Origin of the sequence: Musicola paradisiaca NCPPB 2511 (genome assembly GCF_000400505.1) — a bacterium.
GTDB classification, from domain to species: domain Bacteria; phylum Pseudomonadota; class Gammaproteobacteria; order Enterobacterales; family Enterobacteriaceae; genus Musicola; species Musicola paradisiaca.
This window is the reverse complement of the sequence record NZ_CM001857.1, coordinates 4366998-4384216: the sequence shown is the minus strand read 5'-3', so window position 1 is coordinate 4384216 and position 17219 is coordinate 4366998. Positions and strand designations below refer to the sequence as shown.

Sequence of the window (17219 nt, the reverse complement as noted above, 5' to 3'; positions counted from 1 at the left end):
CTACAAACACTGATCAGCCATAAAAACGACGGGACATTAAAGCGGGGGAAATGTCCTCGCCGTCATGATTCACGGGCATAATGCTGTCGCCGGATTTTTGTTGCGCGATACGGCATGACGCCGTTGGCGATGGTTGTTTCGGCGCATCGGGGTCATTGTTGGCCTACACTTTTTACCGGGGTTTCGTCGTCAGCATGCGTTGCCGTCTGACGGTGGGAAGAAACAAAATTATTGAGGTTCTCGCATGACAAAAGTTACCGTCGCCGCCACTCAGATGGCCTGCACCTGGGATTTGCCAAAGAATATCGAAAATGCCGAAAAACTGGTGCGGCAGGCTCATGCTCAGGGGGCGCAAATCATCCTGATTCAGGAACTGTTTGCCGCGCCTTACTTCTGCATCGATCAGAGCCCGGAACATTATGCGCTGGCCCAGGATTTGGAAACCAGCGCGCTTATCAAACACTTCGCCGCGCTGGCGAAGGCGCTGGAGGTGGTGTTGCCGTTGAGTTTCTTCGAGCGCGCCAATAACGCCTACTACAATTCGCTGGTGATGATCGACGCCGACGGCAGCGTGCTGGACGTGTATCGCAAAACCCATATTCCGAACGGCCCGGCCTATCAGGAAAAGCAGTTCTTTATTCCGGGTGATACCGGTTTCAAAGTATGGCAGACCCGCTACGCCAAAGTCGGCGTAGGCATCTGTTGGGATCAGTGGTTCCCGGAAACGGCCCGCTGTCTGGCACTCAAGGGGGCGGAGCTGATTTTCTATCCGACCGCCATCGGTTCCGAACCGGCGTATCCGGATATCGACAGTCAGCCGCACTGGACTCGTGTGCAGCAGGGGCACGCCGCTGCCAACCTGGTTCCGGTGATCGCCTCCAACCGTATCGGTACCGAGGCCAGCAAATATATCGATGGCCTGGAAATGACGTTCTACGGTTCGTCATTCATCGCTGATCAAACCGGGGCGCTGGTGGCGCAAGCCGACAAGACGGCGGAAACGGTGCTGGTGCACGAGTTCGACCTGGACGCCATCGCCGCACAGCGCGCGTCCTGGGGGCTGTTCCGCGATCGCCGTCCGGACATGTATGGCGTGATCGGTACGTCCGACGGCAAGACCTGGAGATAAATGATGTCCGAACTGACTACGCCGTTGCAGGACGGGTTCGCCATGCCGGCGGAATGGGCGCCGCATGAGGCCGTATGGATGTTGTGGCCGTATCGCCGTGACAACTGGCGATCACAAGGTGACGTCATCCCAGCGCAGCGTATTTTTGCCGCCGTTGCCGCCGCTATTGCACAGACCACGCCGGTCATCATGGGCGTGCCGCGTGACCAAATGACACTCGCCAAAAGCGTCATGCCGGCCGGTGTCACGCTGGTGGAGATGGAAAGCGATGACGCCTGGATGCGCGACACCGGGCCGACTGTGGTGCTGAATGAGGCCGGCGAACGCCGCGGCGTCGACTGGCGGTTCAACGCCTGGGGCGGCGCATTGGGCGGGTTGTACCAAGACTGGCGTCGTGACGAACAGGTCGCCGCGCAGGTGCTGGCGTATCACGGCGATGCGCGTTACGCCGCACCGCTGATTCTGGAAGGCGGTTCCATCCATACCGATGGCGAAGGTACGTTGCTGACCACCGCCGAGTGTCTGCTGAACCCGAACCGCAATCCGCACTTGAACCAGGCGCAGATTGAACAACTGTTGCGGGATTATCTCGGCGTGTCTTCTTTCATCTGGCTGGAAGAGGGCGTGTATAACGACGAAACCGACGGCCATATCGACAATATGTGCTGTTTCGTGCGCCCCGGTGAAGTGGCCTTGCACTGGACTGACGATGAAACCGACCCGCAGTACCACCGTTCGCAGGCGGCGTATCGGGTGCTCTCACAGGCACGAGATGCTAAAGGCCGGGCGTTGAACATCTGGAAATTGCCGGCGCCGGGGCCACTGTACGCCACGCCGGAGGAAACAGCGGGCGTCGATGAAGGCAATGCCATCGAGCGTAACGCCGGGTCGCGGCTGGCGGGTTCTTATGTCAACTTCCTGATCAGCAACCGGCAAATTATCTATCCGTTGCTGGATACACGTACTGACGCCGATGCGCATGCGCTGCTGCAACAGATGTTTCCCGACTATTTGATAACCGGCGTACCTGCCCGTGAAATTCTGCTGGGCGGCGGTAATATTCATTGTATTACGCAACAGATTCCCAGCGCGTTGCGTTAGGTTTGCGTGCGTCAACCCTCGATAAAAAAACAACGGGCCGTTATCCGGCCCGTTGTTTTAGGACAATGGTGTAGGGATGGCTGCCCGAGGGTTATTTCAGGCCCATGGCGCTTTTCATGGTGTAGAACAGGTCAGTCTGGTCAGTCAGCCCTACCACGTTGGCGGCGTGCGGGCCGTAAGCCGCGATACGTAGCTGAGTGCCGGTATGACCCTGTGATTCCTCTTCCGAATTGCCGTAGCTGATGGTCATGACGGCGTTGTCTTTGGTGTTCAGCGCCTGCGTCAGACCCGGCGCTTTGGCGCCATTCTCGATAATCTGGCTGGAGTGCGCGTGGTCGGCGGTGACGATCACCAGCGTATTGCCGTCACGACGGGCAAATTCCAGCGCTTTCTGAACCGCTTCATCCAGATCTACCGTTTCGCCGATCTGGCCGCATGGGTTGGCGGCGTGGTCTTGTTTGTCGATAGACGCGCCTTCAACCTGCAGGAAAAACCCATTTTTGTTCTTACTCAACAATTGGATGGCTTTGTCTGTCATTTGTGCCAGTGTCGGCGTTGCAGCTGTACGCTGTGCATTTGGCTCGCAGGTGATAACCGGCTTGTCGAGATTGCCGTGATAGGAGGCTTTCGGCCCCTGCCAGCGTACCGGCATATTGCCGTCGGCAAACAGGCCCAGCACCGGTTTGTTCTGACTGGCCACGTTCACTGCGCTAAGGCTGTCCAGATCAGTCACCAGGTTATAGCCCAGCGCCTGCGCCTGTTCCAGCAGCGTTTTACCCTGATATTTGCCTGCCTTGGCCACTTCTTTGAATGTCGCCGCACCGCCGCCCAGCGTGACGTCGGCGCGGGCAACCAGCAGTTGTTCGGCAATAGAACCGCGGCCGCCGTTTTCCTGCGCATTGGTGGCGCATTGTTGGCTGGTTTTTTCCGGGCCGTAACATTTACGGGAAGTGACGTGCGAGATCATGGCTGCTGGGGTAGCGTCTTCCAATTCGGCGGTGGAGACGTTGCCGGTGGCTTTGCCCGCTGCTTTGGCGATTTCCAGCAGGGTTTTGTGGTCTTTGCCGTCAACATCCACGCCCAGCGCGCCGTTGTAGGTTTTTCACACCGCTTGACCAGGCCGTGGCGGACGCAGCGGAGTCGGTCACGTAATCCGGTTTGCGGGTTTTTTTTATCCAGTGAGTAATGGGTGTATTGGCCGGTTAATGGCAAAGCGTCAATGCCTTTGAAAAAACCGCCGGCGCCCATTGCATAGTTGCGGGCTACCGTAATTTCAGAGTCTCCCATGCCATCGCCAATCAGCAGAATGACGTTTTTTGCCGTTTTGGCATTGAGCGCCGCCTTCAGCATTTCAGTTTGATCGGCACTGAGACGGCGTGCGCCGCCTGGCTGAGTGATATCGCCTGCGGCCTGACGAACGTAGGCGGCATCGGCAGCGATGGCATTAGCGGCAACCAGTGTCATTACCAGAGAGGAAATCAGGGTCTTCTTGATCATTATTTTTTACTCGCCTTAAAGAATTGTTACGAAGGTTGTGGGCGGTAAACCTAAAGGCAAGAGATGACAGAATGATGAATCTAAGGGTAACGGCTAAAAATAGTCGCGGCGGTGGAGAAGGAACGCCACTCGTCGTGGTGGAGAGGGATGGACTAAATCATTGATGGCTCCGGAGTGGAGCCATCAATGCGGCTGGTAAAGGGAGACGGAAAGAAGATGGCCTCCTCGGTTCCGTTACACCTTAACCCGCCAAGCCGGTGCCGCGTGGTATCAGGCTTTTTTGGCTTCCGCCGCAGCTTTCACGATGACGGCGAAGGCATCGGCTTTCAGCGATGCGCCGCCCACCAGCGCGCCGTCGATATCTGGCTGGGTGAACAGCTCGGCGGCGTTGGCCGCGTTGACGGAACCGCCGTACTGGATGATGACCTGGGCTGCAATGGCGGCATCTTGTTTAGCGATGTGATCGCGAATGAATTTGTGCACGGCCTGAGCCTGCGCCGGGGTGGCGGATTTGCCGGTACCGATAGCCCATACCGGTTCGTAGGCAATGACGGTATTTTCAAATGCCTGAGCGCCGAGTGTGTTCAGGACGGCGTCCAGCTGACGGGCGCAGACGGCTTCGGTCTGGCCGGCTTCGTTTTCGGCTTCGGTTTCACCGATGCACAGTACCGGAATCAGGCCGGTTTCTTTCAGAACGGCAAATTTTTTGGCAATGAATTCATCGCTTTCATGGTGGTATGTCCGGCGCTCGGAGTGGCCGATGATGATGTATTTGGCACCGAGATCTTTCAACATTGCCGCAGAGGTTTCACCGGTAAACGCGCCTGAAAGATTGACGTCCACATTCTGTGCGCCCAGCGCGATACGGCTGCCCGACAGTTGATGCTTGGCCTGGTCCAGATACAAGGCCGGCGGCGCAATGGCGACACCACAGCCATCAACCGTGCTCAGCTCTTTACGCAGCCCGGCGATCAGCTCGAGAACCATGTTGGTGCTTCCGTTCAGCTTCCAGTTGCCCATAACTAAGGGATGTCGCATCTTTTTTCCTCCAGCGGAATAGCGAGTTAGTCAATGCGGGCTGCGTCAGGCAGCCCATCTGGATGACAGTATAAAAGATGAACCCTACTGTGGCTCTGTTTTTCGTGTCTAATTACTGCTTCGATCACGAATCAGATAGCGTGAGCTTAATCGGTTCAACAGCGAAAGTTAGCCCTTTTTCACCATTGTCTGCCACCACATAACGTAGTGCGCCTTCCGTTTGCTGATAGAAACGGTGGCCTTTGCCTTTTCCCAGCAACATATCGACCTTTTTCAGGCTCTGTTCGTTAGTCAGGGAGGGCATGAAGGTGCGCAGCAACGCCGCCATATAGTCGATGGCCTGCTTGCGGCGGCCGCTTTCGTCGGTATCTTTGGGGCGCGGCAACCAGGTGATCTGCATCGTTCTGATTTTTCCGGTGCCTTTTTCCAACGCAGTGGATGAGTAGAGGTAATCGTTGATGCGGCTGGCGGCTCGGGTCAGGGTCGGGGAGTTTTCGCCGGTATCCACTACCCGGTATTCGCTAATCGGTAATGACGGGTTGCTAAGGTTGTAGCGAGTTCGGAATTGCACGATGTTCATATCGAACGTGGGGGCGCTGGCCAGCAGATAAGGCGCTGCGGTCGGCGGTTTTTGCTGAAACAACGGATCGCCCCACGCCGGGAAGGCTCCGAACAGCGCGGTGGCGAGACAGTAAAAGATCGGCAAGGCGTTTTTCATGGCGTCTTCATCACTTAACGCAGTCGTGTGACAGATATGCTGTGTGATTAAGCGGCATTCGTGAGCGGTTGTCAAAAAACGGATAAAAAAAGCGGGTAAATCCTTTGCTTAAGGTAAAATCGTGACCAAAAAGCGGTGGCAGGAATAAAAACTGATGACGATACAGCAATGGTGTTTTTCCTTTCGAGGCCGTACCGGTCGGCGAGATTTCTGGTTGTGGATGGCTATCTGGCTGGCGTTGACGGTCGGGTTGTTTATGCTGGCGGGCGCAGGATTGCTGAATACGCAGACCGCAGCATTCATGCTGGTGGCGCTGATATGGCCGACGGCAGCGGTACTGGTGAAAAGGCTGCACGATCGCGGCAAAAGCGGCTGGTGGGCACTGTTGCTGGTACTGGCCTGGATGCTGGGCAACGGCAATTGGTACATGTTGCCGGACATGGGCCAGTGGGTGCTGGGGCGTTTTTTGCCGATGCTGATTATGGTCATGACCCTGCTGGATTGCGGTATGTTTGCCGGTACGGTGGGGGCTAATCGTTTTGGTAAGGAGACGGAGCTGTTGCAGCTCCGTTCCTGGTAAGCGCCTTACCAGTAATGCTCACTGGTGATATGACCGGGGCGGCGGCGCAGGTGCTTGCTCATCTGGCGCGTTTCTTTCAGTAATTGCTGGGTGTCGCGCACCATTTGCGGGTTGCCGCACAGCATGACGTGGCTGGTTTGGTCGAGCGGCAATCCGACGGCGGATTCCAGTTCGCCGCTGGCGATCAACGCCGGAACACGTCCAGTCAGGGAACCGGGCGCCGTTTCGCGGCTGACGATGGTCTGAAGCCGCAGCTTATCGCCGTAACGTTGTTGCAACTGTTGCATCAGCGGCAGATAGCTCAGATCGCGAGCGTAACGAGCGGCATGCACCAGGACAATATGCTGGAAACGCGCCAGGTCGCGCCCTTCCTGCAAAATCGACAGATAAGGGCCGATGGCGGTACCGGTGGCCAGCATCCAAAGCGTGTCGCAATCCGGCACTTCTTCCAGTACGAAAAACCCGGCAGCTTCCTGCGTTACCAGCACTTCGTCGCCCGGTTGACAGCGATGCAGGTACGGGCTGAGCTGCCCATCCGGGACGGCAACCAGATAGAACTCCAGTCTGTTGTTGCTCGGCGCATTGACGTAGGAATAGGCGCGTTGCACGCGCTCACCATCCCGCTCCAGCGCCAGTTTGGCAAACTGCCCGGCGGTAAAAGGCGCTATTGGCGCCTCCAGCCGGAGACTGAATAAATTTTCCGTCCAGTGTTCAACCTCAATCACTTTGCCGGTCACCCATTCTGCCATGGTGTCATGCTCCTGTTTCCGGTGTCTGCGTAGCGCAGAGGTTACGATACGCCATTCATTAACCACATTGAAACCATCGGGTTATAACAAAAACTCGTGCAGCGTCTGATCCTTACGATCCAGATAGTGTGTCGAACTGATACGGCGGATCGTGCGGGATTTGCCGCGGATCAGTAGCGTTTCCGTCGTAGCGATGTTGCCGCGTCGGGAGATCCCCTCCAGCAGGTCGCCTTTGGTGATGCCTGTGGCGGAGAAAATGATGTTGTCGTTGCGCGCCATGTCGTCGAGCGTCAATACCTTGCCGGCTTCAATGCCCATTTCCTGGCAACGCGCCAGCTCCTCCAGGCCCAGCCGACGGTTTTCTTCGCTGTCGCCTTTAACCTGGTGACGGGCCAGCAAACGGCCATGCATATCGCCGTCCAGCGCACGGATGACCGCTGCGGAAATCACGCCTTCCGGCGCGCCGCCGATGCCATAGAGCACATCCACCTCGCTTTCCGGCATGCAGGTCAGGATTGACGCCGCCACATCGCCATCGGGAATGGCGAAGACTTTCACTCCGAGCTTTTGCATATCGGCGATGACTGTGTCGTGGCGCGGTTTCGCCAGCGTGATGACGGTAAGCTGATCCAGCGGTTTACCCAACGTGTTGGCGATATGACGCAGGTTTTCCTCCAGCGGACGCGACAGGTCGATAGCGCCTTTGGCCTGCGGGCCGACAATCAGTTTTTCCATGTACATGTCCGGCGCGTGCAGGAATGCGCCTTTTTCGCCCACAGCCAGTACGGCCAGTGCATTGGCTTGCCCCATGGCGGTCATGCGGGTGCCTTCAATCGGGTCGACGGCGATGTCGACTGCGTCGCCTTCGCCGGTGCCTACTTGCTCGCCAATGTAGAGCATGGGCGCTTCGTCGATTTCGCCTTCACCAATCACTATCTGGCCATTGATGTTGACCTGATTGAGCATGATGCGCATAGCCTGTACGGCTGCGTTATCAGCGGCGTTCTTGTCGCCGCGCCCCAGCCATTTGTAACCAGCCAGCGCTGCAGCTTCGGTGACACGGGAGAATTCGATGGCCAATTCACGTTTCATGGATACCTGTCCGTTCGTCATTAATCGGGGATAACGGGCGGTAATGGTAGCACAGCGATTTGAATGAAAGAGGAATGGATAGGGATAAAAAAGGGCGCGTGAACCGCGCCCGATCAAAGATTATGGCGATATCAGGCGTCGTGATCTTCCCAGTTGCGCGCACGTTCAACGGCTTTCTGCCAGCCGCGGTAACGGAAGTTACGCTCAACGGTTTCGATGCTGGGGCGGAATTCCCGCTCGATAGCGGTTTTGCTCTTCACTTCGTCCAAATCGTTCCAGAACCCGGTTGCAAGGCCTGCCAGGAATGCGGCGCCCAATGCGGTGGACTCACGAACCTGCGGACGTTCAACGCGCGTCCCCAGGATATCGGACTGGAACTGCATCAGGAAGTTGTTGGCGACCGCGCCACCATCCACCCGCAGCGATTGCAGACGGGTATCGGCATCCGCCTGCATGGCGTCCAGCACATCGCGGGTTTGGAAGGCGATAGACTCCAGCGTTGCGCGAATAATGTGGTTGGCGTTGGCGCCTCGGGTCAGGCCGAAAATAGCGCCGCGTGCGTAAGGATCCCAATAGGGTGCACCCAGGCCAGTGAACGCCGGCACGACGTATACGCCATTGGTGTCTTTCACTTTGGTGGCGAAATATTCGGAATCCGCGGCGTCGTTGATCAGTTTCAGTTCGTCACGCAGCCATTGGATAGAGGCGCCGCCGATGAACACGGCCCCTTCCAGCGCGTAGTTCACTTCGCCGCGCGGCCCGCAAGCGATGGTCGTCAGCAAGCCATGACGGGAAGCGACGGCCTCGGTGCCGGTGTTCATCAGCAGGAAGCAGCCCGTACCGTAGGTGTTTTTCGCCATGCCCGGCTGGACGCACAGCTGGCCGTATAATGCCGCTTGCTGATCGCCGGCAATCCCGCAGATAGGAATGCGCGTGCCGCCTTTGCCGCCGATATTGGTCTGCCCATACATTTCGGAAGAGGGGCGAACCTGAGGCAGCATGGAACGGGGGATATCCAGCGCTTCCAGCATGCGTTCATCCCAATCCAGTTTGTGGATATTGAACAGCATGGTGCGGGAGGCGTTGGTGTAGTCGGTGACGTGCACACGCCCCTGGGTCATTTTCCAGATAAGCCAAGTATCAATGGTGCCTAATAGCAGTTCGCCCCGGTTGGCGCGATCTCTGGCGCCGTCGACGTGATCCAGAATCCACTTCACTTTGGTGCCGGAGAAATAAGGGTCGACCACCAGGCCGGTATTGGCGCGAATATACTCTTCCAAACCGTCTTTTTTCAGCTTTTCACAGATGTCGGCGGTACGGCGGCATTGCCAGACGATAGCGTTGTAGATGGGTTTGCCGGTTTCTTTTTCCCATACCACCACCGTTTCTCGCTGGTTGGTGATGCCGATGCCAGCGACTTCATCACTGCTGATACCTGCTTTGGCTAATGCCTCTACCAGCGTTGAGCTCTGTGAGGCCCAGATTTCCATCGGATCGTGCTCTACCCATCCTGGTTTAGGGTAAATCTGAGGAAACTCGCGCTGGGATACGCTGACGATGTTGGCATCGTGATCCAGTACGACCGCGCGGGAGCTGGTGGTTCCCTGATCAAGGGCGACAATGTATTTCTTTTCCTGACTCATAAATATAATCCTGTAGGGTTGACGCATTACATTTTGCGGGGTTCTGCAGAGGCGGTCGTATCGTCGTCGGCGGCGCAAACATCGCACGGCAGGTTACGACCAATCAGGGCACGATAGCCAAATGCGCCAAGGCAGGCGCCAACAATGGGGCCGAAAATGGGCACCAGAATGTAAGGAATATCCCGGCCGCCGGTGAGTGCAACTTTGCCCCAGCCCGCCAGGAATGCAAACAGTTTTGGACCTGCATCGCGCGCCGGATTCATGGCGAAGCCGGTCAACGGCCCCATGGACGCACCGATGACTGCGATCAGGATGCCAATCAGCAACGGCGCCAGCGGGCCGCGCGGAATGCCGTTGCCGTCATCCGTCAGCGCCAAAATCAGACACATCAGAATGGCGGTGATCACCATTTCCACCAGAAACGCCTGAGCGACGGAAATATGCGGATTGGGATAGGTGGAGAAGATGCCGGCGAGATCCAGACTTTCCAGGCTGCCTCGCACCATGTTGTGGGTCTGTTCGATGTCAAGGAACAGGTTGTAGTAAAGGCCGTATACCAGCGCTGCGCAACAGAACGCGCCGGCGACCTGAGAAACGATGTAGGGCAAGACTTTGCGGCCATCAAAACAGGCGAACAGCCACAAGGCGATGGTCACTGCGGGATTAAGGTGGGCACCGGATATGGCGGCGGTGAGGTAGATCGCCATCGCCACACCAAGCCCCCAGATGATGCTGATTTCCCATAGGCCCAGGCTGGCACCTGCCAGTTTGAGAGCCGCGACACAGCCAACGCCAAAGAAAATCAGCAGGCCGGTGCCGAGGAATTCAGCAATGCACTGGCCTTTAAGGGTAGAGAGTTCAGATTGAGTCATACTCATGTTCCTGCTTTTTATACAGCATTATGATTATAAGCAGACGAATTAAATGCGCCTGCTATGTTCTGGGCCTGCATATTTGTCTGTAGGAAGATACGGCGCGGTTTCCCACATTGGTATGCAGGCCCATGATGTGTATTTGGTGTGAATTTATCGTTAATGCTCGAAAACGAGAAATATCGAAATTAAAATGTGTGTTGTGCGTCAATAAAATGAGTGAATTCGCTTAATTCAACGGCAATGGCTGTTGGCTGTCGCGTGGGTGGTGTTAATTATTATGTAAAATAGTTTAACATTGGCTGGGAAGGATAATCATCCTACAGTTTTTTCCGGATATCACCGATAGGGCATGGCCCATAAAGGTGGCAGAGTCGCCAGTTGCCGGCTGTGCGCTGGACAGGTTCAGACTGGCTACATACAATCAGCCGAGGCCGTTACGTCCGGTGACGTAATGTGACGAGCGCCAGAGTCAAGGTATGACATTTCGTGATGCATCTGTGTTGACCGGTTTATGCCTTGCGATGAATAGGGGTTAGAAGTATGTCATTTGAAGTATTTGAGAAACTGGAAGCGAAGGTTCAGCAGGCGATCGACACCATTGCGCTGTTGCAGATGGAAATCGAAGAGCTGAAAGAGAAAAACGCGGCGCTGGAGCAGGAAGTACAGAATGTTGCGGGCAATCGTGATGCGTTGGTACGCGAAAACGAACAATTGCAGCAGGAACACGGCATCTGGCAGGAACGTCTGCGTGCGTTGCTGGGGAAAATGGAAGACGTGCAGTAAGATTTATGAGAAGGGCGTCCGATGGACGCCCTTTTCGCTGTATGGTGCGTTATTCCAGATCCAGCGGATCTTCAGAAAGGATGATGCCGGTGCTGTCGGCATACAGATGGTCGCCGGAGAAAAAAGTGACTCCACCGAAGTTGACTCGAACATCGGTATCACCCGTCCCTTCACTGGCTGCACCAGCAGGCGTTGCTGCCATGGCCTGAATGCCGATATCCAGTTCGGCCAGGTCGTCAACCTGACGCACAGCACCGTATATCACAATGCCTTCCCACTCGTTCTGTGTCGCCAGTCGTGCCAGTTCGGCATCAATCAACGCTCTGCGAACCGAACCGCCGCCGTCTACCAGCAGCACCTTCCCCCAGCCATTCTCTTCCAGCACATTGAACAACAGGCCGTTATCCTCAAAGCATTTTACCGTGGTGATTTTTCCACCGAATGAGCTACGTCCGCCAAAATTGGAGAAAAGAGGTTCAACTACATTCACCTCTTCATGATAGATATCACACAGTTCGGAAGTATCGTATTTCATAGGACTCACGTCGTTGCCGCTGACAAGGTGAATGGAGTATATCCCTTTCTGGCTGGTGTTGGCAAAATCATCAACGGACACCTTGACCAGCGTCAGTAAACGACGATGAGTCTATCCCGCGCCGGTTTCAGCTCAGCAAGACGCCGACGGCGAACAGCAGGTTGGTCAATAGCGCACCTTTGACGGTTTTTTCCAGCATTGGCCGCATGCTGAATGCCGTGGTTTCCCGCAGGACATAGCACCCCTGCTTGACCAGCAACGGTAACGCCAGAATAAATAGCCAACCCGTCAGCGTATGCAGATAAAACGTGGCGAACAGCGCCAGACAGACCGGCGCGGTCATCAGCAATCCCATGTGATAACAGCGTGCTTTGTGCGAGCCGAGCCGCACGGCCAGGGTGTTCTTGCCGTTTTCCCGATCGCTATCGATATCGCGCAGGTTGTTGATATTGAGCACGGCGACGGCCAGCAGACCGCAGGCGGTCGCCGGAAGGATCACGATGCTGTCGAAATAGCCGGTTTGCAGATAGTAGGAACCCGCTACGCTGAGCCAGCCAAAGAAGATCAGTACGGAGATATCACCCAAACCGATATAGCCATAGGGCTTATTGCCCACGGTATAAGTGATGGCGGCAACAATGGCCAGCAACCCCAGCCCCAGAAACGCCACGATATCCCCTGGTTTTTCACAGGCCAGCGTGACCAGTACGCTGCCCGAAACGACGGTCAGCAGGATAGTGATCAGCAGTGCTCTGCGTAGTTCCGCCAGTGTGATGGCGCCAGTCTGGATACCGCGCAACGGACCAATACGGTCTTCTTTGTCGCTCCCCTTTACCGCATCGCCATAGTCGTTGGCCAAATTGGACAGGATTTGCAGCAAACCGGCGGTAAACAGGGTCAACAGCGCGACGCCCGGTTTGAAGCTGCCATGCCAGCAGGCGATAGCCGTTCCGGTAACGATGGAGGCAAACGCCAGCGGTAGTGTCTTGGGACGCAGACTGTCCAGCCAGGCTTTGGTTTTATTGCTATGTGCTAATGAAGTCATGGTGCGTTTCAGTTCAGGGATAAGAGTGACAGGCGCCGCTGATAAAAAACATGTGGGAGGCGAGGCCTCCCACATGTCTGCTACCAGTGCGATCCGTGAGCGCGGATTATAAGATAAATCGGCTCAGATCTTCATCTGCTACCAGCTCGTCAAGGTGACTACGTACGTAATCTGCATCAATCGTCACGGTTTGACCACCCATTTCGCTGGCGTTGTAGGAGATGTCTTCGATCAGACGCTCCAGCACCGTGTGCAGACGGCGCGCGCCGATATTTTCCGTGCGTTCGTTGACTTGCCACGCCGCCTCGGCAATTCGACGGATGCCATCCTGCGCGAACTCGATGTTTACGCCTTCGGTCGCCATCAGCGCCTTGTATTGCTCGGTCAGCGCTGCACTTGGTTCCGTCAGAATACGTTCGAAGTCTTCTGTGGTTAGCGCCTGCAGTTCCACACGAATCGGCAAACGGCCCTGCAATTCGGGGATCAGATCCGACGGGCTGGCGACCTGGAATGCGCCGGATGCGATAAACAGGATGTGGTCGGTTTTCACCATGCCGTGCTTGGTAGAAACGGTGCAGCCTTCAACCAACGGCAGCAGATCGCGTTGAACCCCTTCGCGGGAGACATCCGGGCCGGAGGTTTCACCGCGTTTGCAGATTTTATCGATCTCGTCGATAAACACGATGCCGTGCTGTTCTACCGCATCAATCGCCTGCTGCTTCAGCTCTTCCGGATTGACCAACTTGCCGGCTTCTTCTTCCACCAGTTGTTTGAACGCATCCTTGATTTTGATTTTGCGGGATTTTTGCTTCTGTCCGGCCAGGTTTTGAAACATGGACTGCAACTGGTTGGTCATCTCTTCCATTCCCGGCGGCGCCATGATTTCTACGCCGACCGGCGCGGCCGCCAGTTCGATTTCAATTTCTTTGTCATCCAGCTGACCTTCGCGCAGTTTTTTGCGGAAAGCCTGGCGAGCCGGGGAGGGCTCGTTACTTTCTTCCGTTTGCCCCCAGTTGTTTTTGGCCGGCGGCACCAGGACATCCAGAATGCGTTCTTCCGCCAGTTCTTCGGCGCGGTAGCGGTTTTTCTCTACCGCCAACTGACGCACCATTTTAATGGCGGCATCGGCCAGATCGCGGATGATGGAGTCGACTTCTTTGCCGACATAGCCGACTTCGGTGAACTTGGTGGCTTCAACCTTGATGAAGGGCGCATTGGCCAGTTTGGCCAAACGACGGGCGATTTCTGTTTTACCCACGCCGGTCGGCCCAATCATCAGGATGTTTTTCGGTGTGACTTCGTGACGCAGATCTTCTTCCAACTGCATACGGCGCCAGCGGTTGCGCAGCGCGATGGCCACGGCGCGTTTCGCCTTGTCCTGTCCGATGATGTGGCTATCCAGCTCGCTGACTATTTCGCGCGGGGTCATTTCAGACATAGTGAATCCTTACGCCTTGGAGGCTAACTCTTCGATGGTGTGGAACTGGTTGGTGTAAATGCAGATGTCACCAGCAATACCCAGGGCTTTTTCGACGATTTCCCGCGCGCTCAGTTCGGTATTTTCCAGCAAGGCGCGTGCGGCGGCCTGGGCATAGGGGCCGCCTGAGCCGATGGCGATCAGATCGTTTTCCGGCTGAATAACGTCGCCGTTGCCGGTAATGATCAGTGATGCGTTTTCATCGGCGACGGCCAGCAACGCTTCTAACCGACGCAGCATGCGATCGGTACGCCAGTCCTTTGCCAACTCGACGGCGGCTTTCACCAGATGGCCCTGATGCAGCTCCAGCTTACGCTCGAACAACTCGAACAGCGTGAAGGCATCGGCGGTGCCGCCGGCGAAACCGGCGATGACCCGGTCGTTGTACAGACGGCGCACTTTGCGCACGTTTCCTTTCATTACCGTGTTGCCCAGGGTGGCTTGGCCGTCACCGCCAATCACGACCTGGCCATTACGGCGAACGCTTACAATAGTTGTCACGAGCTTGTCCCCGTTACTGAGAAAAGAACCCCCACGGAGGCGTAGTGCCCTCATCCGAACCAGGTTTGCGGGAGCGTATACGGCGGGGCGCTGATGACGCCCACGGCCGCGAAACGTGCCGGTCTGTCGATTGGTTGATTGGCATTACCCACATGATGCGGGGAATATTGACGATTAAGTGGGGGGAACCGGGGTTTTTTTCAACCCCCGGCTGCCAACGGGATGCAATTGGATTGGCCCATACCTTTGAGTTTTTGCGCCGCTTTATCAGCCGCAGTACGGCTGGTGTAGGGCCCGAGTATGATTCGGTGCCAGCCGCCACTGCTGGCGATACGGCTTTCCATCCCGGCGAAGGCCAGCTCGGCACGTATGGATTCCGCCGGTTCGACGGTTTTGAACGAACCGCACTGCACCATCCAGCGCTGTTCTTTTTCCGGTTTGCTTTCCTGCTGTTTAGGCTCGTTTTTAGCGGTCTCTTTCTGAGCGGTGTCCTGTTTATCCGTCTTCGCCGTCTCTTTTTTCGTTTCAGCAAGTGCCGGTTTTTGCGTGGAAGGCGTCGGTTTTACCGCCGTCGAGTTCGTCGTTGTGGGCTGATGCGATGAGGTTGCCGGCGCCAGGGGGCGCGGCGCGATGGCGGATGTCGCGCTGTTGCTGCCCGGAATGACGGGCACAACGGTCTGCGGTTTGAGACTGTTTTGGGTGCGTATAGCCTGACTCTGGTCGTTATACGGCACTTCATTGAGCGGCGTCGGCTGGCGGCGCATGTCCGACTGCATCTGCTCCAGCAACTGACGTTGTTCGTCCGTCAACTGTGACGTCGACCGGATTTCGCCACCGGCGGAAGGCTCCGTCGGCGAGGCTACGCCAATCTGGCGGTTTTCCAACTCTTTGATATAACGCCAGCGCTCCTCCGGTTTTGGCGGCAGCCCGTTACCTTGCGGCCCCGTGCGAGGAATCACTGTGTTGTCGCCCGGTTTATTGTGAGAGATGAAGTACAATCCGCCCGCGAAAGTAACCAATACGGCGACGGCAAGCGCCACCATGGTTTTGGACGTGCGCGAAGAGCCCCCTCTTCTTCGGTTGGATGTCTTCTTCCGTTGCGCACCTGAGCGCCCTCGGCTGACATAGTCTCTTTGTGCCACAGTAAGTTCGCTGATTTAAGTAAAAAAGTAACAGGCCGTCATGTTACTGAACCCTAAAATATTTGACCAGCACCTGCACTCTTAAAGCCCGCCGGTCGTGGGCCGGGAGCGGCGGTGCTTTCACGAATCACCAACTCGCTGGAGAGCAACCGCGAACCGTTGGGCACCGTATGGTGGAGCAACTGCGCCAGCAGCAGCAGCGTGGCCTCGCGCCCTATTTCATAACGCGGCTGCGCCACTGTAGTCAGTGGGGGGAAACAATAACTGGCTTGATCGATGTCATCAAACCCTATCAGTGACAAATCCCGGGGGATATCCAGCCCCATTTTGCGCGCCTGCGACAAGGCGCCCATGGCGATAACATCGCTGTGGCAGAACACCGCAGTCGGCGGCGTCGGGTGTGACATCAAGCGCGTCAGCCCGCGCGAACCGGTTTCGTAATCGAAATCGCCGCGAATGATGTATTGATTATCGACAGGCAGCCCGCAGCGCCGCAGCGCCTGAATGTAGCCCTGCAGGCGGTACTCGCTGAGCAGCAGTTGTTCCGGCCCGGCGATGCAGGCGATACGTTGATGCCCCAGATGGTGCAGGTAGCTGACGGCTTCAAACGCAGCGGTGAGGTTATCGATGTGTACGGTCGGCAGGCCGAGCTCTGGCGAAAATTCGTTGGCCATCACCATCGGCGGCAGGCTACGTTGTTCTTCCTTGCCGGCGTCGAAAGGCAGCTGTGAGCCCAGCAACAGGATGCCGTCGATTTGCCGGGTGATGATCAAATCGAGAAAGGTTTTTTCATTTTGGCGCTGGTGGGCGCAATCGCCGATCAACACCAGATAGCCGCGTTCCGCCGCGGTTTCTTCAATGCCGCGCAAGATATCGCAGAAAAAAGGATCGCAGATATCGGGCACGACGACCAGAATGGTTCTGGATTCATGGCGTTTGACATGGCGACTGAGGGTATTCGGCGCGTATCCTACAGCTAGCGCCGCTTCTTCCACTTTCTGCCGTGTAGCGGCGGAAACCTTTTCCGGATGAGTCAGCGCCCGGGACACGGTGGCGGTCGATACACCGGCCTTGTCCGCAACGTCCTTCATGGTAGCGGGCGAGATATGTCTGTTTTGCTCCAACGCTTTTTCCTCCTTGCGTCAGCGTCAACTGGCGCTGTTGCCTGACTGTCAGATATGACGGTCGTTGATAGCGTTTCTTGTCGGGGCGGTACGCTTCCATTTCGACGACAGGAAAAGCCGGGAATTATGACAGCATAAAAACCGGCCGACGCCTGTTCGTCATGCGGTTCTCCCGCCACACCTGACAGAG

16 protein-coding genes and 1 pseudogene are annotated in these 17219 nt (G+C 56.4%); 4 read left to right on the top strand and 13 right to left on the bottom strand.

Annotated features, from left to right (window positions below; translation table 11 throughout):
* Positions 1–244: 244 nt before the first annotated feature.
* Together aguB and aguA are read left to right on the top strand one after the other, a co-directional pair.
* A complete protein-coding gene (aguB, locus tag DPA2511_RS19615) occupies positions 245–1129 on the top strand; it encodes an N-carbamoylputrescine amidase (protein WP_015855456.1) in 885 nt (294 codons plus the stop codon).
* Complete coding sequence (gene aguA / locus DPA2511_RS19610; RefSeq protein WP_404821607.1) at positions 1130–2230, top strand: agmatine deiminase; 1101 nt, start codon at positions 1130–1132, stop codon at positions 2228–2230.
* 91 nt (positions 2231–2321) lie between these two features.
* Here the strand turns inward: aguA and phoA are convergent.
* From phoA to DPA2511_RS19590, 3 genes and pseudogenes are all read right to left on the bottom strand, one after another.
* Positions 2322–3694: pseudogene (phoA, locus tag DPA2511_RS22190) on the bottom strand (alkaline phosphatase).
* Between the two features lie 303 nt (positions 3695–3997).
* Positions 3998–4765 carry a triose-phosphate isomerase gene (tpiA, locus tag DPA2511_RS19595; protein WP_015855453.1) on the bottom strand — a complete coding sequence of 256 codons (768 nt, stop codon included), beginning with the start codon at positions 4763–4765 and terminating at the stop codon, positions 3998–4000.
* Between the two features lie 124 nt (positions 4766–4889).
* Positions 4890–5483 carry a DUF1454 family protein gene (locus DPA2511_RS19590; protein WP_015855452.1) on the bottom strand — a complete coding sequence of 198 codons (594 nt, stop codon included), beginning with the start codon at positions 5481–5483 and terminating at the stop codon, positions 4890–4892.
* 154 nt (positions 5484–5637) lie between these two features.
* Here DPA2511_RS19590 and DPA2511_RS19585 point away from each other — a divergent pair, with 154 nt between their 5' ends.
* Positions 5638–6063: a DUF805 domain-containing protein gene (locus tag DPA2511_RS19585; RefSeq protein ID WP_015855451.1), complete on the top strand. Its 426-nt coding sequence runs from the start codon at positions 5638–5640 to the stop codon at positions 6061–6063.
* A 5-nt stretch (positions 6064–6068) separates the two neighbouring features.
* Here the strand turns inward: DPA2511_RS19585 and fpr are convergent, their stop codons facing one another.
* The 4 genes from fpr to DPA2511_RS19565 all read right to left on the bottom strand — a co-directional run bounded on the left by fpr (position 6069) and on the right by DPA2511_RS19565 (position 10419).
* On the bottom strand, positions 6069–6812 hold the full coding sequence (gene fpr / locus DPA2511_RS19580) for a ferredoxin--NADP(+) reductase (protein ID WP_015855450.1): 744 nt from the start codon (positions 6810–6812) through the stop codon (positions 6069–6071).
* Between the two features lie 81 nt (positions 6813–6893).
* Positions 6894–7904, bottom strand: a complete 1011-nt coding sequence (gene glpX, locus DPA2511_RS19575) for a class II fructose-bisphosphatase (protein ID WP_015855449.1) — start codon at positions 7902–7904, stop codon at positions 6894–6896.
* 131 nt (positions 7905–8035) lie between these two features.
* Positions 8036–9547: a glycerol kinase GlpK gene (glpK, locus tag DPA2511_RS19570; protein ID WP_015855448.1), complete on the bottom strand. Its 1512-nt coding sequence runs from the start codon at positions 9545–9547 to the stop codon at positions 8036–8038.
* Between the two features lie 26 nt (positions 9548–9573).
* Complete coding sequence (locus DPA2511_RS19565; protein WP_015855447.1) at positions 9574–10419, bottom strand: MIP/aquaporin family protein; 846 nt, start codon at positions 10417–10419, stop codon at positions 9574–9576.
* A 543-nt stretch (positions 10420–10962) separates the two neighbouring features.
* Between DPA2511_RS19565 and zapB the strand changes: the two genes are divergently transcribed.
* Positions 10963–11205: a cell division protein ZapB gene (zapB, locus tag DPA2511_RS19560; RefSeq protein WP_015855446.1), complete on the top strand. Its 243-nt coding sequence runs from the start codon at positions 10963–10965 to the stop codon at positions 11203–11205.
* Between the two features lie 49 nt (positions 11206–11254).
* Here zapB and rraA read toward each other — a convergent pair whose 3' ends face one another.
* The 6 genes from rraA to cytR all read right to left on the bottom strand — a co-directional run bounded on the left by rraA (position 11255) and on the right by cytR (position 17029).
* Positions 11255–11740: a ribonuclease E activity regulator RraA gene (gene rraA / locus DPA2511_RS19555; RefSeq protein WP_015855445.1), complete on the bottom strand. Its 486-nt coding sequence runs from the start codon at positions 11738–11740 to the stop codon at positions 11255–11257.
* A 127-nt stretch (positions 11741–11867) separates the two neighbouring features.
* Positions 11868–12785: a 1,4-dihydroxy-2-naphthoate polyprenyltransferase gene (locus DPA2511_RS19550; RefSeq protein ID WP_015855444.1), complete on the bottom strand. Its 918-nt coding sequence runs from the start codon at positions 12783–12785 to the stop codon at positions 11868–11870.
* 106 nt (positions 12786–12891) lie between these two features.
* The gene (gene hslU, locus DPA2511_RS19545; protein ID WP_015855443.1) at positions 12892–14223 is read right to left on the bottom strand and encodes an HslU--HslV peptidase ATPase subunit; all 1332 of its coding nucleotides are present in this window, start codon (positions 14221–14223) and stop codon (positions 12892–12894) included.
* A 9-nt stretch (positions 14224–14232) separates the two neighbouring features.
* Positions 14233–14763 (bottom strand): ATP-dependent protease subunit HslV, encoded by a 531-nt coding sequence (hslV, locus tag DPA2511_RS19540; RefSeq protein WP_015855442.1) that lies wholly within the window; start codon positions 14761–14763, stop codon positions 14233–14235.
* Between the two features lie 200 nt (positions 14764–14963).
* Positions 14964–15905 carry a cell division protein FtsN gene (ftsN, locus tag DPA2511_RS19535; RefSeq protein ID WP_023638522.1) on the bottom strand — a complete coding sequence of 314 codons (942 nt, stop codon included), beginning with the start codon at positions 15903–15905 and terminating at the stop codon, positions 14964–14966.
* A gap of 53 nt (positions 15906–15958) precedes the next feature.
* Positions 15959–17029 (bottom strand): DNA-binding transcriptional regulator CytR, encoded by a 1071-nt coding sequence (gene cytR / locus DPA2511_RS19530; protein WP_015855440.1) that lies wholly within the window; start codon positions 17027–17029, stop codon positions 15959–15961.
* Between the last annotated feature and the right edge of the window lie 190 nt (positions 17030–17219).

Excerpts from the sequence above, each read along its gene's own strand:
- aguB (WP_015855456.1), top strand. The coding sequence starts at position 245 with ATGACAAAAGTTACCGTCGCCGCCACTCAGATGGCCTGCACCTGGGAT.
- aguA (WP_404821607.1), top strand. The coding sequence starts at position 1,130 with ATGATGTCCGAACTGACTACGCCGTTGCAGGACGGGTTCGCCATGCCG.
- tpiA (WP_015855453.1), bottom strand. The coding sequence starts at position 4,765 with ATGCGACATCCCTTAGTTATGGGCAACTGGAAGCTGAACGGAAGCACC.
- DPA2511_RS19590 (WP_015855452.1), bottom strand. The coding sequence starts at position 5,483 with ATGAAAAACGCCTTGCCGATCTTTTACTGTCTCGCCACCGCGCTGTTC.
- DPA2511_RS19585 (WP_015855451.1), top strand. The coding sequence starts at position 5,638 with ATGACGATACAGCAATGGTGTTTTTCCTTTCGAGGCCGTACCGGTCGG.
- fpr (WP_015855450.1), bottom strand. The coding sequence starts at position 6,812 with ATGGCAGAATGGGTGACCGGCAAAGTGATTGAGGTTGAACACTGGACG.
- glpX (WP_015855449.1), bottom strand. The coding sequence starts at position 7,904 with ATGAAACGTGAATTGGCCATCGAATTCTCCCGTGTCACCGAAGCTGCA.
- glpK (WP_015855448.1), bottom strand. The coding sequence starts at position 9,547 with ATGAGTCAGGAAAAGAAATACATTGTCGCCCTTGATCAGGGAACCACC.
- DPA2511_RS19565 (WP_015855447.1), bottom strand. The coding sequence starts at position 10,419 with ATGACTCAATCTGAACTCTCTACCCTTAAAGGCCAGTGCATTGCTGAA.
- zapB (WP_015855446.1), top strand. The coding sequence starts at position 10,963 with ATGTCATTTGAAGTATTTGAGAAACTGGAAGCGAAGGTTCAGCAGGCG.
- rraA (WP_015855445.1), bottom strand. The coding sequence starts at position 11,740 with ATGAAATACGATACTTCCGAACTGTGTGATATCTATCATGAAGAGGTG.
- DPA2511_RS19550 (WP_015855444.1), bottom strand. The coding sequence starts at position 12,785 with ATGACTTCATTAGCACATAGCAATAAAACCAAAGCCTGGCTGGACAGT.
- hslU (WP_015855443.1), bottom strand. The coding sequence starts at position 14,223 with ATGTCTGAAATGACCCCGCGCGAAATAGTCAGCGAGCTGGATAGCCAC.